Genomic DNA, 19,102 nt, shown 5'->3' with positions numbered 1-19,102 from the left:
CCTACTCCACCCTTTCCGCCAGCACTGCTCGATACTCCGCTTCGATGCGCTGCCAGGCGGCCCGCACATGCTCGCGCGTGGTCGCGGGCGCGCCGATGGCCACCCGCAGCATCGTGCGAGCGCCGATCTTGGTGTGACTGAGGTAGAGATCGCCGGAGTCGTTGAGCCGTGCCAGCAACGCGGCCGTGGCATCCTCGGAGTCCACATCGGACAGACCTCTCCAGAGCGGCCGGAGGCACACCAGTCCGAACGGGTGATGCTCGAGCAGCGTGAAGTCGTCGTGCTCGCGCACCAAGCCCGCCAGATCATCGGCCAGCGCGATGCCGGTGCGGATGTGCTCGCGCAGGCCATCGGCGCCGTACCAACGCAACACCGCCCACAGCTTCAGCGCTCGGAACCGCCTGCCGAGCGGGATCTGCCAGTCGCGGTAGTCGATCACCTCGCCGGACTCGGTCGCCGCGTTGCGCAGGTACTCCGGCAGGATCGACAGCGCGTCGATGAGTGGCACACGGTCGGCAACCCACAACACGGTGCAGTCGAAGTTGGTCAGCAGCCACTTGTGCGGGTCGGTGACGTAGGAGTCCGCGAACTCCGCGACACCGTCGTTGATCCAGCGCAGCTCGTCGCGGATCGCGGCAACCCCGGCGTAGGCGGCGTCGACGTGCAGCCAGATCCCGTGCTCGGCGCAGATCTCACCGATGCGCCGCACCGGGTCAATCGCGGTGGTCGACGTCGTGCCAATGGTCGCGCACACCATGGTCGGTGTCGCCCCGTCGGCCAGGTCCTGCGCGATCAGCGTCGCGAGGTGCTCCGGGCGCATGGCCAGCGTGTCAGGGTCGACGTCGACGATCCGCACGTTCTCCGTCGCGACCCCGGCGATGACGGCGGCCTTCTCCAGCGAGGAGTGCGTCTGCGAGGACACGTACAGCGTGTTGCGCGCCCTGCCAGCACGGTGTAGCGCGGCGAGCAGCGCGACCAGGCTGCCGCTGGACGCGGAGTCCTCGATGACGCCACCGCCGCGCGCGTCGGTGCGCCAGTGCTCCGGCAGGCCGAGCAGGTCAGCGAGCCAGTCGACGACGACCGTCTCCAGCTCGGTGCATGCGGGGCTGGTCGCCCAGATCATGCCCTGTACGCCGAGACCGGACGAGAGCAGGTCGCCGAGGATCGCCGGGCCGCTGGCGTTGGCGGGGAAGTAGGCGAAGAAGTTCGGGTGCTGCCAGTGCGTCACACCGGGCAGGATGATCCGGTCCAGGTCGGCGAGCACGCGGTCGAAGGGTTCGCCCTGCTCGGGGGCACGGTCCGGCAGCGCGGCCCTGATCTCACCTGGCCGCACCTGCGAGCGCACCGGGTAGGACTCGATCCCGGCCATGTAGTCCGCGATCCAGTCGATCACCTGCTTGCCGTGTTTGCGGAACTCCTCCGCTGACATGTGACTCGCCATGGTCACGACACTAGCGATTCGCACCGGCGGGGTCGTGAGTGCCGATCAGAGTTAGAACTCTGATGAGCACTCACGACCGGAGCGCCGCGGGGAGCCGTCCGGACCACCGCCACGGTGTGGTTCAGGCTCCCCTGCCGGACCTCTCGCGGAAGTCAGCCGACTGGGACGTCCTGGTTCGCCGGTCAGGCGAGGTGTCCCGTTCCTGGGAGGTGTCGCGCGAGTTCGACGTACGCGCTGACGATGTGGCACCACGCCGTGACGACGTCCGCGAGCCGCGCTCGTCGCGCTCCGGCTGGTCCTTGTTCACGTCGCTGGTGAACGATTCCCGCCCGGGATCGGGTTCGCCGCTCCGGTTCGTGGTGCGTCGCTGATCCGGTCGCGCCGCTGCCGACTCGGCCGACGCGGGCAACGCCACCGCAGCGCCGCGCGCGTTGGCGTCACGCGGCGCACGCAGCTTCACCGGCACAGTGATCGACTGCCCGGTCGTCGGACGTGGTGTGTCCGCTCCCGGATCGCCGAGCCCGCCGGGCCGCGCATCCTCCGCCACCGGGGCGCCATGACTGCCTATGGGCAGTGCGTAGGTGCCGGGTTCCGACACCACGATCACCCCGCATACCAACAGCGACGAGAGCACGAACCCTGTCGCCGCATTAGCGCTGCGCATGGCCAGCGAGTCCGTCATTCGCGCCACCTCGGTTCGTGGGTCACGTCGTCACCGCGTGACCCGTGTGGGCCGCGTGTCATCCGTTCCACAACGCCCTCACACCGTACCTGGACAATTTGCTCATAGAAATGATTACCACAACGATTTGCCAAGATCGCCCATGCGGGGTCGGTCATGATCATGCGCATGCTCGGCACGGCGCAGGCTAGCCGCACCCGCGACGCCGAGCGAACTCGCGGTAAGGGACACGGCATCAGGCGACGTCGGCGGTTCGTCGTTCTCGACGAGAAAGAATGGGCTGGCGTAGGCGACGGCCCTGCCCGCCGCGCGATAGGCGGGGTACGGCTGCGCACGGTCGTCAGCCGACCTGCTGGGGTCGGTGACACGCAGGACGACCCAGTCGCCGTCGTCCCTGCTCACCGGCACCGTCACCGCGACGGCGGGCTCGTCGGGACCAGGAACCCGGAACTCAACCTGGTGAGTCAGCGTCGGCAGCGGGTCGCCGGTCTGCATGACCTGCATCAGCAGCGTGCGACCCTGCCATTCGCGGCCCTTGTCGATGTCGAGCGCGAACCTGACCTCGCCGTCGCGGTGCGCGAGCCTGCCACCCATGGGCGTGCCGTTCGCGGTGGCGTCCAGCCGCAAGCCACGCTCCCTGGTGGCGAAGAACCGTCGGCTTTCCATCGCGTCGCGCACGGTGTCCCTGCTCAGGCGGGGCACCCACAGACCGGTGCGCCCCTTGCCGAGCGGGCCACCCCAGTCGTCGCCGTGCTCGTCGGTCACGCCGAGGATGCCGACGCGCCACCCAGCGTCGAGGCATTCGACCAGCGGCGACGGATTGCCCTCCGCGACGCCCTCGAACAGGTAATCCTCACGGCGGTTGAACATCTCGATGCTGACCACACGGTCGGCGATGCGCGGGTCGTAGGTGAAGTAGCCGAACCTGCCACCTTCCCTGCCGGGGTGGTTGAACCCGGCGATACCGTCCAGCCCACCACCAACGATCGCGCGCTCCGGATCGGCGTCGAGCCAGTCGTAGAACCCGGCCATGGACACCGGCCGGTCGGGCGCACCGCGAAGCACGTCGTTCAGCAACGCCTCGGTGTCCGGACCGATCAGGGTGTCGTCCTCGTGCAGCAGGAACCCGGCCGTTGAACTGGCGTTGACACCAGCGGTGGCGAGCGGGTCGGTCCAGGTCGCGGAGAACCAGACGTTCATGTGGCCAAGTACGGGCGAAGACCACTCGAACCCGCGCAGCGCGACGAACTCACCATCCGCGTTCGCCGCGTCCGCATAGGACTTGAGGCGGTCCCATTCGGACTCGTCGATGCCGATCGCGGCGTCACAGCCTTGGCATGTCGGCCCGAGCACCTTGCCGACACCGGAATGATCGGTCAGCGCGGCCACATCGAGGCCGTGCGAACGCATGGTCTCGAAGGCGGCGTCCGCACGTCCGTCGCCATCCGACAGCAGCGTGTGGTTGTGCAGGTCCGCGTGCGCCAGCCGGACGTTTGGGTCTAGTTTGGACGTCCGCGACGCCGAGGTGTCCGCATCCGGCCCGAGGCGTGCCGCCGCCGCGCCGGACGGCCGGGACAGCAGCACCGCTCCGGATGCCACCGACGCCGCGAGGACCTCGCGTCGAGACAGCGCCACACTGATCACCTCAGGAAGTGCCACGAGTCATCTTCACGTTGATGTCAACGGCCGCGTCCGATGCGAGATACGACGTTTCTCCGATTCAGTCGTTATTCGTGGTGAGTTCGTCGATCAGAGGTGCCGCACCAGCGGCCATGAGGGTTACGCTACGGCCTTCCCGCATCGCGAGAGGAGTGATGCTCGATGTCCGATGAGCTGTCCCGACGCGCGATGTTGCGACGCGGCGCGGTGCTGACCACCGGGGTCGCCGGCCTCGGCATCACCACGGCATCCCCTGCCGTCGCGGCCTCCGAACTCACGCTCACCGCGACCGCCGCTGGCGCGGGCACCTACCTCTACTTGCCGTTCCCCGTGCCAGCTGGGGTGAACCGAGTGGCGGCGTCGCTGACGAAGTCCGGTGCCGGGGCGGAGCACACCGCCGTCGGCATTGGCCTGTTCGACGAGCGCGGTCCCGGCTACGGATCCCCCGGTTTCCGGGGTGTCTACGGCGAGGAGGAGAACTCCTTTTTCGTCGCGGCGCACGCCGCGTCACGGGCGTTCCGTGCCGGGAGGATCGAACCAGGCACCTGGACGGTGATCATCCCCGTGTTCCGTGCGCCGACGCCGACAGAACTGACCGTGACGGTGCGGCTGAGCTTCGGGCCGCAGCGCGGCGAGCGACCGCTCGGGCGTGAGCAAGACGTCGTCCGCGCCGAACCTGGCTGGTATCGCGGTGACCTGCACAATCACACCACGCACTCCTCGGATGCGTTCGCGTCCGGCAGCGCGCTCCAACCGGACGAGTACCCGGACGCCATGCGGCGCGCGGGGCTGGATTGGGTCGTCTTCACCGATCACAACGTGACCACGAGCAACGACGACCTCGCGCGCATCGCGGGAGACACTGGGGTACTGCTGATCGGCGGCGTGGAGATGACCAACTGGTTCCACGGTCACGCGACGGTCAGCGGGCTGCCGCCGGGCGCGTGGCTCGACTGGCGGCAACGGCCGAACGGGATCCCGCTGCAGCGCTACGAACGCCGGATCGACGCGTTCTTCGACGCCGCACGGCGGCACGGCGCCTACGTGTCCGCGGCGCATCCGGCGAGCGCGCACTTGTCCTGGCAGTTCCTCGCGGACGGGCTGGCCGATCCAGCGCTGCTGCCCGACGGGCTCGAGGTGTGGAACGGGCCATACCAGCCGGACGACGACGATGCGATCGCCATCTGGGACCGGCTGCTCGCCGCGGGACACCGGGTGTTCGCCAGCGGCGGCAGTGACCTGCACGGCACCGCGAACCCGGAGGCGTCCGCGCTGGGTGCGCCGACGACCGTGGTCTACGCGGGTTCGCTGTCCCGGGACGCGGTGGTGGCGGCGCTCAAAGCGGGCCGCAGCTACGTCACGTCGGGTCCGTCAGGGCCAGAGCTGTACCTGACCGCAGAGGGCCCCGCCGGACAGCACGCCATGGTCGGTGGCACGGTGACCGGCGGACCCGCGGACGTAGTCACGGTGTCCGTGCTGGTGCGAGGCGGCACCGAGCGGGTGCTGACGCTACTGCGGGATGGCCTCGTGGTCCGGACGGAACCGGTCACCGCCGACGAGCAGACCGTGACGCTGGACCAGCCGATCGGGCCAGGTGGCTACCTGCGCGCCGAGTTGCGCGGGGCGCCGGAGCCCGACACCGAGGACCCGCTCAACGGCCGCTCCGGCATGGTCGCCCTGACCAACCCGATCTTCCTCGCCCCGGAGTGACGGCCACTGGCATCGCGAGTCCCGCGTTGTGGTGCCCCGAGTCCCGACTTCTGGTACCGCGAGTTCTGGGTTACAGCCAGCGTGGCAACTCAGGGACCGTGCCCTCGCACCGCAACCGGCTCGCGTCCGCGCGGCCGGTCAGCCACCCGGCGATGTGGCTCGCGGGGCCCGCGATGGTGGTGGGCGTGTCGACATCGGGGCCGAGCGGCACCGGCCGATGACCCTCGGGCCGGAGTGAGACCGCCTGCTCCAGCTTCGGTGACATCCAGCGCGCGACATCTCGCACCAGCTCGGCGGCGACGTCGTCCGGAATGACGTCGACCCCAGCGCCGACGTCGAGATCGACCAGGTGCAGCCACACCTCCCGCGTGCGAAACCACGGCACCGTGCTCGCGGGCATCGCCACGCCCTGCGCGTTCCGCACCGGTGCCTGCCAGGCGTCCGCGGACAGTGCGGCGGCCGTCGCGGCGAAGCGCCGTCCCGATTCACGCAGGTCGTCCAGCTGCTCGTCGAGCGCGCGGCCCGCGCCCGCCTCGATGTCGGCGTCTCGCTGTGTGGGCGTGGCGTACATCGGCGTCGGCGTCCCGGTCCGCGCCCACGTGAGCAGGTTGACCAGCGCGTCAGCGTTGCGCGCGATGTGCGTGATCACGTGCCCGCGCGTCCAGCCTGACAACGCGGAGGGTTCGGTGACCGCCGCGGGTCGCAGCGCGGCGACGGCATCCTCCAGCTGGCGTTGTCCCCGCTCGACCCACTCCAGTGCGGTCTCGATGGCTGGTTCCGACATCATGGCCCCACGATCGCAGGCCCCGCCTCAGTTCTCCACCTCAAAGCCACGTCGACAACCGACCTGCCGAGGCACTGCTCACGACGCGCGGATGTCGTGAACGCGGTATCCAACGCCGTGAACTTTCGCGCATCGGATCAGTCAGACAATCGTTATTTCAATCACGAACGTGCTGACCTCTGCTGGTGGAGGCGACAACGATGTCGAAACGGAGCCGGAAGCAGATCACGGCAGCGGCGGGCGCGGTTGCGCTGGCCATGGCGTCCCTGGTGGGGGCGTCCACCGCCGGAGCGCAGCCCCAGGCCGCGCCGGGCGACGTGAGCCTGGTCAACCTCGAACACGTCTACAACTTCAATCCGCGCGAGCACGATCCGCGCGCCGAAGACCCGGCCGAGGAGCCGTTCGCGGGCTCGGACGTCGAGTTCTTCACTCACCGCGTGCCGCTGCGCGACTACGAGACAGGCAACCTGATCAACCGCGCTGGCGAGCCGCTGCCGAACCAAGCGCAGGCCAAGCCGGTCATGGCCACGCGGGACTTCGCCGTCATGGGCTCCTACCAGCGCGGCGGCTACGTCTTCGACATCACCGACCCGGAGAACCCGCAGTTCGTCAGCCAAGTGACCTGCCGCCAGGACCGCAACGACGTCGGCATCAAGAAGTTCACCGACCCCGAGACCGGCAAACAGCGAGTGGTGCTCGCGCTGAGCCAGCAGAGCGGTAACCCGTGCCCGAACTACGGCGGTGTCGGCGTCAACGTCGACGCACCGGCTGAGCTGAGCGCGTTCCTCGATGGCGTGCAGTGGGGCGCGAGCGGCGACGTCGACGGGCAGTCCGGCGAGCTGGTCTACGCGGGTACCGGCTGCAGTGCGGCGAGCTACGCGCCGGTGGCCGACCGCATCCAGGGCAACATCGCACTGGTCGACGACTCGCAGAGCGCCACGAACCCAGCCGACACATGCCCGATCTACACGTTCTTCCAGAAGGTGCGCACCGCGCAGGAGGCGGGCGCCGTCGGCTTCATCCAGATCCCCGACCCGGAAACCCAGCCCAACGGAAACGCCACCACCATCACCACCGACATCCCGGCGATCGAACTGTTCCGCACCGAGCACGTGGTCGACGTCAGGGATGCCGTCATCGACGGCACCACGGTCGACGCAACGATCGAGACCGCGCCCGCCGAGACGCCGCTGCTCGGCGAGGGCTCCGGTGGCATCGGCGTCTTCGACATCACCGACCCGTACGAGTGGTCATCGATGTACCGGCTGCGCACCGGGTTCGGCGGCGTGCACAACTTCATCTTCCACCCGACCGAGCCATACGGGTACGCGTCCAACGGCGCGCTGCCCGGCGGGATCAACGAAATCCCAATCGTGGACTTCACCGAGCTGGACGACCCGAAGATCCTGCGCGGACCGGACACCGAGGGCGGCGTGCACGACATCGAATTCAGCCCAGACGGTGACCGCGCCTACGCCGCGTCGGAGAACAACTACCGCATCTACGACTCGTCCAAGCCGTGGCGGCCAGAGCTGCTGTCGCGGACGCCGAACGTCGGGTCCTACGCGCACGGCGTGTTCCCCAGCTCCGACAAGAAGCTGATGGTGACCAACAACGAGAGCCTGGTCATCGGCGGGTTCCTCGTCGATGGCACCGGCGTCTGCCCTGGTGAGGGCCTTGCGTCCTACGACACCACCGACGAGACCTCACCGCGGGGGCCGCTGGCGTACTACACACCCGACGTGACCGGACCGTCTGGCGACCGGCCGTGCACCTCGCACTTCGGCCGGTTCGCACCGGACACCAAGATCCTGTCGATGGGCTGGTACATCGCGGGCACCCGGATCGTCGACTGGTCCGATCCCGCGAATCCAGTCGAGGTCGCCAGCGCCGTCATGCCGGAGGCCAACACCTGGGCGGCGAAGTTCCACACCGGACCGTACGTCTACGCGGGCGACATCGGCCGTGGCTTCGACGTCTTCCGCTGGACCGGCGACGGCCCCGCCCCGTGGGAGGGTGACTAACCCTTCACCGCGCCCATCGTGAACCCGGAGATGAACCGGGCGAGGAACAGGTTGAACACGAAGGCGATCGGCACCGCGATCAAGATGTTCGCCGCCTGCAGTGACTGCCAGAAGAACACGTCGCCGCGGATCAGCTCGGTCGGCACGCCCGTGCTGACCACCTTCTCGCTGGTGGGTGAGATGAACGTCAGCGCGTAGATGAACTCGCTGGCGGTCAGGGTGAACGCGAACACGACCACCGCGACGACGCCGGGGAACAGCAGCGGCAGGACGGTACGCAGCACCGCACCCAGCCTGCTGTAGCCGTCCACCATCGCCTGTTCCTCGATGTCACGCGGCAGCGCCTTGAGGAAGCCGATCAGCAGCCAGGTCGACACCGGCACGGTGATGGTCGGGTAGATCAGCACCAGCGACCACGTCGAGTCCTGCAACCCGCTCCAGACCACCACCCGCGACAGCGACAGGAACAGCAGGCTCGGCGGCACCAGGTACACGAAGAAGATCCCGATGCCCATCGGCGTCGACCATGGCCGGTTCAGCCGTGCGATGGAGTACGCCGCCGGCACGCCGAGCACCAGCGTGATCAGCACGACCAGGAGGCCCACCCACAACGTGTTCCAGGCGAACGTCGCGAACGCGGTGTCGGTGAACAGGAACATCACGTGGTCCGCGGTCGGCGGCTTGTTGTAGAGGAACGGGTTGTGCTGCGGGTTGTAGAGGTCGGCGTTGAGCTTTGTCGCGGTCAGCGTGCTCCACACGAACGGCCCGGCGCAGAGCAGCGCGGCCAGGATCGCGACAAGGTAGAGGCTCACCCTGCTCAACACCCCGCGCATCGCGTAACGACGTCGCAGCCGCGCGGTCTCGGCCGCCGACGGGGCATCGGTCGCTACCGGCGCCGCCATCAGATCGTCTCCATCTTGCGAACCGCGCGCAGGATCAAGATCGCCGCGGCCAGCAGCAGCGGGAACAAGAACAACGCGATCACCGCGCCCTGCCCGATGTCACCACCGCCGATACCTCTGACGAACGACCAACTCGCCAGCACATGTGTCGAGTTGGTCGGCCCGCCGCCGGTGAGCACGTACACCACCGCCATGTCGGTGAACGTGAAGATCGCACCGAACAGCGCGGCCACGGCGATGAGCGGGAACGTCAGCGGGATGGTGACCTCGAACATCCGCCGCCAGAACCCGGCTCCATCGATGCGAGACGCCTCGGTGATGTCGTCCGGGATCGACAGGATCCCCACCATCATGATCACGGCGGCGAGCGGCACCAGCCGCCACACGTGCACCGCGATGATCGAGCCCATCGCCAGCGCTGGACGTCCCAGGAAGTAGGAGTTCTCCTCGATCAGGCCGACGTTGCGCAGTACCCAGTCGATCGGGCTGTAGATCGAGTGCAGCAGCCACAGCCACGTCACGCTGGACAGCGCGACCGGCGTCGTCCAGGGCAGCAGCACCAGGAACCGGACGATCCACTTGCCCTTGAAATCGGCCACCAGGACCATCGCCAGCACCTTGCCGAGCACCACGATCAGCAGCATGGAGATCACGGTGAACACGAAGGTGTTGCGCAGCGCCTGCCAGAACACCGCGTCGTCGAACACCCGGTAGAAGTTCTCCAGCCCCACCCAGTCGTAGGACGGGTTGCCCGAGGTGACGTCGCTGAACGCGAACGCGATCGCCAGGAAGAACGGGATCGCGACCAGCACGACGATGTAGACCACCGTCGGCACGAGGAAGATCCACGCGAGAAAGCCGTCCCGGTCGCTCAGCCGCTGCCGCGCGCCGTCAAGCTTCTGCCGAGGCGGTGTCTCCGTGAGTGTCTCAGCCATGTTCGGCATTCACCTGGATCGGTTCGCTGCGAAGGCCGCTCTCGGCATCGAAGAACCGGAGCCGGGTGACGCTGACGCCGAAGGCGTGCGACTCCCCCGGCGTCACCGAGTCGGTCACCGTGGCGGGCAGCCGCGCGATGACGCGAGTGTCCTTGCCGATCCCGCTCACCGTGCCGTAGACGTGCCGGTCACCGGACAGGTACTCGATCCGATCAACGTGGAACGACGCGTCGACTCGCTCGCCAACGACGTGCTCGACGGGCAGCAGGTGTTCCGGCCGGAAACCGACCAACGTGCCGTCGCGCGGGATGAGGTTCATCGGCGGCGAACCGATGAACGTCGCGACGAAGGTGTCAGCGGGGTCGTCGTAGACCTCGACGGGCGGGCCGAGCTGGCGCAGCTTGCCGTGGTCCATCACGGCGATCCGGTCGCCGAGGCCCATCGCCTCAGCCTGATCGTGGGTGACGTAGACGGTCGTTGTGCCGACCCGCTGCTGGAATTGCTTCAGCTCGTCGCGGGCGGACGCTCGCAGCTTCGCATCCAGATTGGACAGAGGCTCGTCGAGCAGGAAGACGTGCGGTGCCCGCACCAGCGCCCGCGCGAGCGCCACCCGCTGACGTTCCCCACCGGACAGTTGCCGTGGCTTGCGGTCAAGCAGGTTGTCGATACCAAGCAGTTCCGCCGCCCAGCGAGCTTTGGCTTCTCGCTCCTGCTTCGGCAGTTTCTCCGGCTTGAGCGGGAACACGATGTTCGCGAGTACCGTCTTGTGTGGATACAAGGCGTAGCTCTGGAACACCATAGCCACCTTGCGCACCCGAGGCGGCAGTCCATTCACGACGGACCCAGCGATGAGCACGTCGCCCGACGTCGGCTGTTCCAGCCCCGCGATGGTGCGCAGCAGCGTGGTCTTGCCGCACCCGGACGGCCCGAGGAGGACGAGGTACTCGCCCTCCTCGATCGCCAGGCTCACGTCGTCAATGGCGCGCACATGGCCGCCGTCGAACTGCTTGACGAGGTTGCTGACCTCGACAGTTACCGACACCCCAACTCCCTCGCTGCCGTGACTGGTTCGGCTGCCGCGACCTCAGCCACCACCGATGAGATCCCGCTTGCGCCACCTGCTGAAGATCCGTTGGCACTCCTCGTGCGCTCGCTTCACCGTCTGCTCAGGCGACATGCCGCCGCGCGCTGCCCGCGCGAACATATTCGGGATGACGAAGGTGCCGATGACCTCGCCGATCGCAGGGCTCGATGGGCCAGGGTGACCGATGCTGGCACTCCACTCCGCCGCCGTGTCGACGTCGCCGAGGAACGACAGCTTGTCGGCTGGCTTCGCGCCGAACGGGTCGCTGCTGAGCCAATCACCAAGCTGGGGCGACAGGCTCGACCACGACGGGAAGTCGTACAGCCGTGAGTGATACGTCGCCAGCCCGAAGTTGTCCGTGAAGTGCAGCAAGAACTCCTTGGCGGCGTCCGGGTTCTTGGCGTGTTTCGGAACGACGTAGTTGTACATCACGTGCTGCGCCGCCAGCGCGGTCTCCGGGCCTTCCAGCGCGGGCACGAAGAACGTGTCGTTCGCGACTTCCGGGTTGGCCTCCTGCGAGGACCGCCACGCCGAGATCGAGTTGAGGATGTAGCTCAGCTCGCCGGCGATCAGGCCCTCGTTGTTGCTGGACGCGTTCCACGAGAACACCTCGTCGGTCATCGAGTTCTTGAACAGCTTCTGCATGAACTCGACGGCGGCGATGGTCTCCGGCGAGTCGAGCACGACATTCTCGTTCGCATCCTGCACCGACGCGCCGTGCGACCAGAGCAAGGCGTGCCCAGCCATATTGGAGTCGATCTCCTGGGACATGCCCAGTCCAACCGGGACATTCTGACTCTTCTTGATCTCGCTTGATCCCTGCAACAGTTCGTCCCATGTGGACGGTCCATCCGGGAATCCGACCGGCTCCCAGAGACTCTTGCGGAAGTTGCCGGGATCGGGCACCCAGCCGGGCGCCAGCGCGTAGAACTTGTCGGTATGCGGGTTGTAGCTGGACTCCCGGCACATCGCGAGCTGTTCACCGTGCCGGTTGGCGACCTCGTCGTTGACGTCGGTCAGGTCGAGCACGCCCTCCTCGAACTCGGACAGCGTCGCGATGTACTGGAGGATGTCGTGCCCCTGGCCCGCCTGAATCTCGGAGGCGATCTGGGTCGGAACGTTGCCGACGTCGACGTGATCGACCCGGACGTTGACGCCGACCTTCTTGCCCCATTCCTTGGCGAAGGAGTCGAACCACGTGTCGTGGCTGGGCACGAAGTGGCTCCAGAGCAAAATGCTCAATTCGCCGGACAGTTGCGTTGCTGGTTCGTTGAATACTGGACTCGGAGCCTTGCCCCCGCCTTGTTCCGCGGGGCTCTCCGGCTCACTGGCGCAGGCCCCCAGCGTGACACCAGCCCCGGCCAAGCCCGCGAGCTGGAAAAACCTACGTCGCGTCCATGGGTCTATTTCGAAGGTCATAGCCCACCTCCTGCGGTTCAACCGAGACCGTACTCCCGAGCGCCGACATGATCTAGACCACAATTCAAAGTCACCTCAGGTGGCGTACTTGTCGGCTGGCGAACCCCGTGACGGCACACAGAGTGAGCACGGTGGCGCACAAGCCGACCGTCGCCACGGGGCCGAGCGCGTGCGCGATAGCGCCCAGACCGGCGCTCATCACCAGCAACGACACACTCTGTATCAGCGAGAACACTGCCTGGACGCGCGCGAGATGACTTTCTGGTGCCGCGCTGAGCAGGACCGGCGCCAAGTGGCTGACGAACGTGCCGACACCAGCGCCCGCGACGAACGCCCCGGCGACCGCGACCGGCAGGCTCGGCGCGACTCCGATGGCCGCCACGCCGAACCCGGTGACCGCGCAGGCACCGGAAGCCGCCAACCCGGGCAGCCGGTACGTGCCGACCCGTGCGACTACCAGCGTCACCAGCACGGTTCCGAGCCCGAGTGCGCCGACGAGGATGCCAGCCGCGTGCGCACCCCAGGTGTGCTCGCGCGCGAGCAGTGGAACCAGCAACGAGCCGACCGGCAGGAACACACCAGCCACAGCCGCGATGAGCAGCAACACAGTGCCGAGCCCGGGTGTTCGGAACACCACCAGCACACCGTCGAGCGTCTCCCGCGCGATGTGCCTGCGCACCTCGGGCGCCGGCGGAGTGAACCGTGGCCGTATCAGCAGCAGCACGGTGAAGGCGACAAGGAACGTTCCCGCGTCGACCCAAGCCACGAATGAAAGACCGCCGAAAGCGACGAGCGCTCCGCCCACCGGGGCGCCTACGGTCCTGACGAGGTGCACGCCGCTCTGCCGTAACGCGACCGCCCTGCCCAGGTGCTTTGGCTCGACCATGCGTCGTGGCATCGACCCGGACGATGGATAGTAGAACGCGTCGTTGACGCCCGTGAGCACACCCGCGATGAGCAGCAACGCGACAGGTGTGCCGATCGCACCGGCCGTGACGGCGACCGCGACCGCCACGATCACCATGACGGCGTCGCAGGTCAGCATTACCCGCCGTGCGCCAGCACGGTCGCCCACCGCGCCGCCGACCAACACGAACAACACGCTCGGGGCCACGATCGAGGACAGCACCAATCCAGCGGCCGTACCGCCATGCGCGGTCGCGGCCCAGGTCAGCGCGAAGAACATCGCCGCACTGCCGAGTTGGGACGTCAACGCGCCGCCAAGCCAGACGAGGTACGAGCTGGGTAGGCGGTTACGCTGCGCGGGCTTCGGGGCCGAGACGACGATCACGCGGCCGGAGGCTACTGACGGGCACCGACAGCCATCTCCGCCTCCCACCAGGAGATCAATTCTCCTATTGCTTTCCGCGTTTCAGCTGTATAGATTTTCGATGTGGATCAATAACGACTGTCGACGTCGTTGAATTGGGGACAACTACGACGTAACATTGTGTATCTACCCCCATTTCGCATTACACCTTGCGATCACCACCGCACGCCCGTTGGGAGGCGACTGATGAACCTATTGCACTATGGGATCTTCGCGGTCGTCGTGCTGATCTTCGTCGCCAAGCTCAGCTACCACCTGTTCTACGAGATACCCAGGGACAAGAAGCTCATCGAACAGCGCACCAGCCAGGACCGGTGACGCAGGCGGTGTCGGCAGTTCATGCTCCAGCACGTTCGTGCAGAGATGATCGTGACGCTACCATCGCCACCGAATGCGGCAGCGCGAGAATCAGCGACTCAGGAAAACAGCAACCGCGAGGGCCTACAGCAGCCTCGTGCGCCGCTTGAAACGGTATCGCTCATGCACCTCACGCCAACACATTACCGCTTTTCCTAGCTCGATTTCTTCATCGCCAAAGTCGCGTCGCCGGACGAATGCATTGAAATAATTCCCTTGTATACGCAGGGATCATGAGATTCGATCGGATAGGGCTCACCGCGCTCACCGAAAAGGACACCGATGACAACTGCTCCTGGAAGGCGTCGTGCTCAGCAGGATGTGATCCGACTCGTCAACTCGGCCAGCGACGTCACGTGATAGTCCGGCGCGGTCACCACCTCCGGGGCCGGTGTCGCCCCGCTACCCGACTTCCCGTGACGTCGCTCCACCCAGCAGGTGCGGTAGCCGAGCCGATGTGCGGCACCGATGTCGTGGTACTGGCTCTGCGCGACGTGGAGGAAGGCGCTCTTCGTGTAGCCGTACATGCTTTGTCTGCCAAGACAATACGCGAACATCTGCGGATCGGGCTTGTTCACCCCGACGTCCTCGACGGTGACCGTGTCATCGAACGGCGAGCCCAGCGTGACGGCCATGTGGGTGAGCGCCCAGTTGTCCGTGTTGGTCAACGCGACCAGCCGGTATCGCTGCCCGAGGACACGCAGTCCCTCGACAGCGTCAGGAAAGGCGGGCCAGTGCGGGATCGACTCCCGTAACCGTGCGCCGTCAGGCAACCCAAGCTCGTCAACCATCCGTGCGTAGATCGGTTCAAGCATCTGCGTGAACGGCTTCTCCGGCGTCAGCTGCTGCTGGACACCTTCGGCACGCCCGAAGCTCGCCAACAACGCCGCGTCGTCGACGTCGGTGAGCGGCCGGAGGCAGTTCAGGATTCCGGTTTCGAAGTCGATGAGCGTGCCGACGACGTCGAACGTCAGCAGCCGGACGCCACCGGGGATCATGATGCGATCTCCGGGACAACGACGAGCTTGCCGAAGAAATCCTTCGCCATGAATGCCTCCTGCGCGGCGCGCAACTCGCGCAATGGGTAGGTCCCGGCGAGCAGCGGACTCAGTTCGCCGTTCCTGATGTGCGCTACCAGTTGCGCGAAGTCGTCGTGACTGCCGAACGACGAGCCGATCAGCTGCACCTGTTTCAAGTACACCGTGCGCAGATCGGTCTCCACCAACGGCCCGGCGATCGCACCCGCTACTACGTACCGCCCCAGCGGCCGCAACGCCCGCAGCAGCACCGGAAAACTGGGGCCTGCGACGACGTCCGCGACCACGTCCACCGCGTCGTCGGATACGGCGTCGGTCAGCTCGTCACGGCCGATCACTTCGGCGGCGCCCAGTTCGCGCGCCCGCACCTCCTTACCCTTGCCCACCACGGCGATCACGCCGGCACCTCGGAGGGTAGCGAGCTGGATCAGCGCCGAGCCGACGCCACCGGACGCGCCGGTGACCAGCACCGTCTCGCTCTGCCCGACGTCGGCGCGGTTCAGCATCCGCATGGCGGTCGCGTATGCGGTGGGAAACGTCGCGAGCTCGGCGTCGGTCAATGCGCCTTCGCGCGGGTGCGCGTTCGCCGCTGGCACAGTGACGTACTCCGCGAACCCGCCGTCGCGCTCGCTGCCGAGGTACTCGGTGGTCACCAGCGCGCGCTCGTCGCCGTCGTAGAGCATCGGATCGACCAGTACGCGCTCACCGATCCGCGATTCACTGACGCCTGGCCCTACCTGGTCGATCCGGCCCGCGACGTCGGCGCCCTGAATTCGCGGGAACCTCAGCGGCTCTCGCCGCCAGCCCGTGCTCGCGTCCGGATCGTCGGCCGCACCATACGCACCTTGCCGCGTCCAGATATCCGTGTTGTTGATTCCAGCAGCTCCGACGCACACCCGCACTTCGCCCGGTCCCGGCTCCGGATCCGGCACGTCCTCCCGATAGTCCAGCGTGTCCAACCCGCCGAATCCGGTCAGTACCACCGCTCGCATGATCGCCTCCTCAATGTATACCGACCGGTATGGTTACATCATGGGTGAGCGAAGTCAACTCACCGGTCGGTATACTTCGTGGGGACGGAAGGAGCGCCATGAGTGCAGCCGACACGCTGACCCCGGCGGGACGCCGAGTGCTCGACGTCGCGTCCCAGCTGTTCTACGACGAGGGCATCCACGCGGTCGGTGTCGAGGCGATCGCCGCGACCGCTGGTGTCACCAAGAAGACGCTGTATGTCTGCTTCGGTTCCAAGGACCAGCTGGTGGCTGCCTACCTGGCCGAACGCGACGAGCGCTGGCGACGCTGGCTGACCGAGTGGGTCGACGAGCACGCATCGTCCGCCGGAGAGCGGGTGCTGGCCACCTTCGACGCCATGGGCGCCTGGATCGAGCGGGAGGATTCGCGTGGCTGCGGGTTCATCAACGCGCTCGCCGAGCTGCCATCGGCCGAGCATCCGGGCCACGCGGTCGTCATCGAACAGAAGCGGTGGCTGCGGGACTACCTCACCGGCCTGGCGACCGCGGCCGGGGCCACCGCGCCGGATGAGACAGGCACCACGTTGATGTTGCTACACGAAGGCATCGCCGTGACGGCAGCCACCGGCTGCGTTCCCGACGCTGTTCGTCACGCCCGTAACACCGCCGCCAGGCTGCTCGGTGATAGCAGCACCCGGCGGGAGACATAGTGGTTCGGGTTCGCTTTACTACAGTGCGGACCGGCACAAACCGCAGGGAAGGGAGTTGCGCGTGAGTACGCAGACCGAGACATTCGAGTTCCAGGCAGAAGCGCGGCAACTGCTGCAGCTGATGATCCACTCGGTGTACTCGAACAAGGACGTCTTCCTGCGCGAGCTGATCTCCAACGCCTCCGACGCCCTTGACAAGGTGAAGCTGGAGGCGATGCTCGACAAGGACCTCGAGGTCGACACCTCCGACCTGCACATCGCCATCGAGCGGGACCCAGAGCAGCGCACCCTGACCATCCGGGACAACGGCATCGGCATGTCGCGCGACGAGGTCGTCGAGGTCATCGGCACCATCGCCAAGTCGGGCACGGCTGAGCTGCTGCGCAAGCTCAAGGACGCGGGTGACGCGGAGTCGGCCGACCTGATCGGGCAGTTCGGCGTCGGCTTCTACTCCAGTTTCATGGTCGCGGACGAAGTCAGCATGGTGACCCGGCGCGCGGGCGAGGCCACGGGCACGCGCTGGGCGTCGGAAGGCACCGGCACCTACACCATCGAGACCGTCGAGGACGCGCCACAGGGCACGGCCATCACGCTGCACCTCAAGCCGGAGGACGCCGAGGACCAGCTGCACGACTACACCGCGGAGTGGAAGATCCGCGAGCTGGTGACCAAGTACTCCGACTTCATCACCTGGCCGATCAGGATGGCGGTGACCAAGCCCGCGACCGACGACGCCGAGGCCACCACCGAGATCGAGACGGTCAACTCGATGAAGGCGCTGTGGGCGCGGCCGAAGGGCCAGGTCACCGACGAGGAGTACAACGAGTTCTACAAGCACGTCAGCCACGACTGGCAGGACCCGCTCGAAGTCATCCGCATGCAGGCGGAGGGCACCTTCGAGTACCAGGCGTTGCTGTTCATCCCCTCGCACGCCCCGCTCGACCTGTTCATGCGCGATGCGAAGCACGGCGTGCAGCTCTACGTGAAGCGCGTGCACGTGATGGACGACTGCGACGCGCTCATGCCGGAGTACCTGCGGTTCGTCAAGGGTGTCGTCGACTCGCAGGACCTGACGCTCAACGTCTCCCGTGAGCTGCTGCAACAGGACCGCCAGATCCAGATGATCCGCAAGCGGCTCGCGAAGAAGGTGTTGTCGACCATCAAGGACATGCAGGCCAACAACCCGGAGCGCTACAAGACGTTCTGGGCCGAGTTCGGCCGCGCGGTCAAGGAAGGACTGCTGTCCGACTTCGACAACCAAGAGACGCTGCTTGAGATCTGCTCGTTCGACTCAACACACTCCTCACAGGAGCAGACCACACTACGGTCCTATGTGGAACGCATGAAGGAAGGCCAGGAGCACATCTACTATGTGACCGGCGAGTCGCGGTCCATCGTGGAGAACTCGCCGCACATCGAGGCGTTCCGGGCCAAGGGGTACGAGGTCCTGCTGCTGACCGACCCGGTCGACGAGATGTGGGTCGGCGCGGTGCCGGAGTTCGACGGCAAGAAGTTCCAGTCGATCGCCAAGGGCGCCGTCGACCTCGACGACAAGGACGAGTCCGAGTCCGACGACACGAAGTCCGAGCAGCGGGAGGGCTACGCCGACCTGCTGTCTTGGCTCAACTCGACGTTGAGCGAGCAGGTCAAGGAAGTGCGCCTGTCCTCGCGGCTCACGACGTCGCCCGCGTGCCTCGTCGGCGAGGAGTACGACATCACGCCGACGCTGGAGAAGATGTACCGGGCGATGGGCCAGGAGATCCCCACCGTCAAGCGCACCCTGGAGCTGAACCCGGACCACCCGCTGGTGACGTCGCTGCGCGACGCGCACGCCAAGCACCCTGGCGACGCCGGCCTTGTCGACACCGCTGAGCTGCTGCACGGCATGGCGCTGCTGGCCGAAGGCGGCGAGCTGGCCGACCCGGCGCGGTTCACCCGGCTGCTGGCCGACCGCCTCGTCGGCGCGATGCCGGAGTCAGCGGCGTCGGAGTCAGCGGCGTCGGAGAAGCCGGAGTCCGAGGGCGACGAGGGCTGACCGCGGTGAATGACGCTTTCGC

At 66.9% G+C, this 19,102-nt stretch carries 16 protein-coding genes; 5 read left to right on the top strand and 11 right to left on the bottom strand.

The window, feature by feature from the left end; translation table 11 throughout:
* Position 1: 1 nt before the first annotated feature.
* The 3 genes from AMYHA_RS07200 to AMYHA_RS07190 form a co-directional block, all read right to left on the bottom strand.
* A complete protein-coding gene (locus tag AMYHA_RS07200; protein ID WP_034269255.1) occupies positions 2-1,429 on the bottom strand; it encodes a pyridoxal-dependent decarboxylase in 1,428 nt (475 codons plus the stop codon).
* Positions 1,430-1,562: 133 nt separating this feature from the next.
* Complete coding sequence (locus AMYHA_RS07195) at positions 1,563-2,123, bottom strand: hypothetical protein (RefSeq protein WP_034269252.1); 561 nt, start codon at positions 2,121-2,123, stop codon at positions 1,563-1,565.
* Positions 2,124-2,237: 114 nt separating this feature from the next.
* A complete protein-coding gene (locus AMYHA_RS07190; RefSeq protein ID WP_157361886.1) occupies positions 2,238-3,758 on the bottom strand; it encodes a CehA/McbA family metallohydrolase domain-containing protein in 1,521 nt (506 codons plus the stop codon).
* A gap of 186 nt (positions 3,759-3,944) precedes the next feature.
* Here AMYHA_RS07190 and AMYHA_RS07185 point away from each other — a divergent pair, with 186 nt between their 5' ends.
* Positions 3,945-5,492, top strand: coding sequence for a CehA/McbA family metallohydrolase (locus AMYHA_RS07185; RefSeq protein WP_034269250.1), 1,548 nt, complete (start codon positions 3,945-3,947; stop codon positions 5,490-5,492).
* Positions 5,493-5,562: 70 nt separating this feature from the next.
* On the opposite strand, the gene AMYHA_RS07180 is transcribed toward AMYHA_RS07185, so the two are convergent.
* On the bottom strand, positions 5,563-6,279 hold the full coding sequence (locus AMYHA_RS07180) for a maleylpyruvate isomerase family mycothiol-dependent enzyme (RefSeq protein WP_034269248.1): 717 nt from the start codon (positions 6,277-6,279) through the stop codon (positions 5,563-5,565).
* A 197-nt stretch (positions 6,280-6,476) separates the two neighbouring features.
* On the opposite strand from AMYHA_RS07180, the gene AMYHA_RS07175 reads away from it, so the two are divergent.
* On the top strand, positions 6,477-8,300 hold the full coding sequence (locus AMYHA_RS07175) for a PA domain-containing protein (protein ID WP_034269245.1): 1,824 nt from the start codon (positions 6,477-6,479) through the stop codon (positions 8,298-8,300).
* Here AMYHA_RS07175 and AMYHA_RS07170 read toward each other — a convergent pair.
* The 5 genes from AMYHA_RS07170 to AMYHA_RS07150 form a co-directional block, all read right to left on the bottom strand.
* A complete protein-coding gene (locus AMYHA_RS07170; protein ID WP_084036905.1) occupies positions 8,297-9,202 on the bottom strand; it encodes a carbohydrate ABC transporter permease in 906 nt (301 codons plus the stop codon). The genes AMYHA_RS07175 and AMYHA_RS07170 overlap by 4 nt on opposite strands.
* Complete coding sequence (locus tag AMYHA_RS07165) at positions 9,202-10,137, bottom strand: carbohydrate ABC transporter permease (protein ID WP_034269242.1); 936 nt, start codon at positions 10,135-10,137, stop codon at positions 9,202-9,204. Before AMYHA_RS07165 ends, AMYHA_RS07170 begins: the two co-directional genes overlap by 1 nt.
* The gene (locus tag AMYHA_RS07160) at positions 10,130-11,179 is read right to left on the bottom strand and encodes an ABC transporter ATP-binding protein (RefSeq protein ID WP_034269239.1); all 1,050 of its coding nucleotides are present in this window, start codon (positions 11,177-11,179) and stop codon (positions 10,130-10,132) included. The genes AMYHA_RS07165 and AMYHA_RS07160 overlap by 8 nt, the downstream gene beginning before the upstream one ends.
* Before the next feature lie 42 nt (positions 11,180-11,221).
* Positions 11,222-12,640: an ABC transporter substrate-binding protein gene (locus tag AMYHA_RS07155; RefSeq protein ID WP_051399624.1), complete on the bottom strand. Its 1,419-nt coding sequence runs from the start codon at positions 12,638-12,640 to the stop codon at positions 11,222-11,224.
* Positions 12,641-12,710: 70 nt separating this feature from the next.
* The gene (locus tag AMYHA_RS07150) at positions 12,711-13,931 is read right to left on the bottom strand and encodes an MFS transporter (protein WP_051399623.1); all 1,221 of its coding nucleotides are present in this window, start codon (positions 13,929-13,931) and stop codon (positions 12,711-12,713) included.
* Between the two features lie 225 nt (positions 13,932-14,156).
* Between AMYHA_RS07150 and AMYHA_RS28170 the strand changes: the two genes are divergently transcribed.
* Positions 14,157-14,288, top strand: coding sequence for a hypothetical protein (locus tag AMYHA_RS28170; RefSeq protein WP_269189734.1), 132 nt, complete (start codon positions 14,157-14,159; stop codon positions 14,286-14,288).
* A 350-nt stretch (positions 14,289-14,638) separates the two neighbouring features.
* Here the strand turns inward: AMYHA_RS28170 and AMYHA_RS07145 are convergent, their stop codons facing one another.
* Positions 14,639-15,325, bottom strand: a complete 687-nt coding sequence (locus tag AMYHA_RS07145) for an HAD-IA family hydrolase (protein WP_034269236.1) — start codon at positions 15,323-15,325, stop codon at positions 14,639-14,641.
* Entirely contained in the window at positions 15,322-16,356 is a 1,035-nt protein-coding gene (locus tag AMYHA_RS07140) for an alcohol dehydrogenase family protein (RefSeq protein WP_034269234.1), read from the bottom strand. The genes AMYHA_RS07145 and AMYHA_RS07140 overlap by 4 nt, the downstream gene beginning before the upstream one ends.
* Positions 16,357-16,454: 98 nt before the next feature.
* Here AMYHA_RS07140 and AMYHA_RS07135 point away from each other — a divergent pair, with 98 nt between their 5' ends.
* Together AMYHA_RS07135 and htpG are read left to right on the top strand one after the other, a co-directional pair.
* Positions 16,455-17,045, top strand: a complete 591-nt coding sequence (locus AMYHA_RS07135; protein WP_034269232.1) for a TetR/AcrR family transcriptional regulator — start codon at positions 16,455-16,457, stop codon at positions 17,043-17,045.
* Between the two features lie 61 nt (positions 17,046-17,106).
* On the top strand, positions 17,107-19,080 hold the full coding sequence (htpG, locus tag AMYHA_RS07130) for a molecular chaperone HtpG (protein ID WP_084036904.1): 1,974 nt from the start codon (positions 17,107-17,109) through the stop codon (positions 19,078-19,080).
* Positions 19,081-19,102: the final 22 nt, after the last annotated feature.

Source organism: Haloechinothrix halophila YIM 93223, assembly GCF_000504245.1.
Lineage (GTDB): Bacteria > Actinomycetota > Actinomycetes > Mycobacteriales > Pseudonocardiaceae > Haloechinothrix_A > Haloechinothrix_A halophila.
This window is presented reverse-complemented; position numbering and strand designations above follow the sequence as displayed.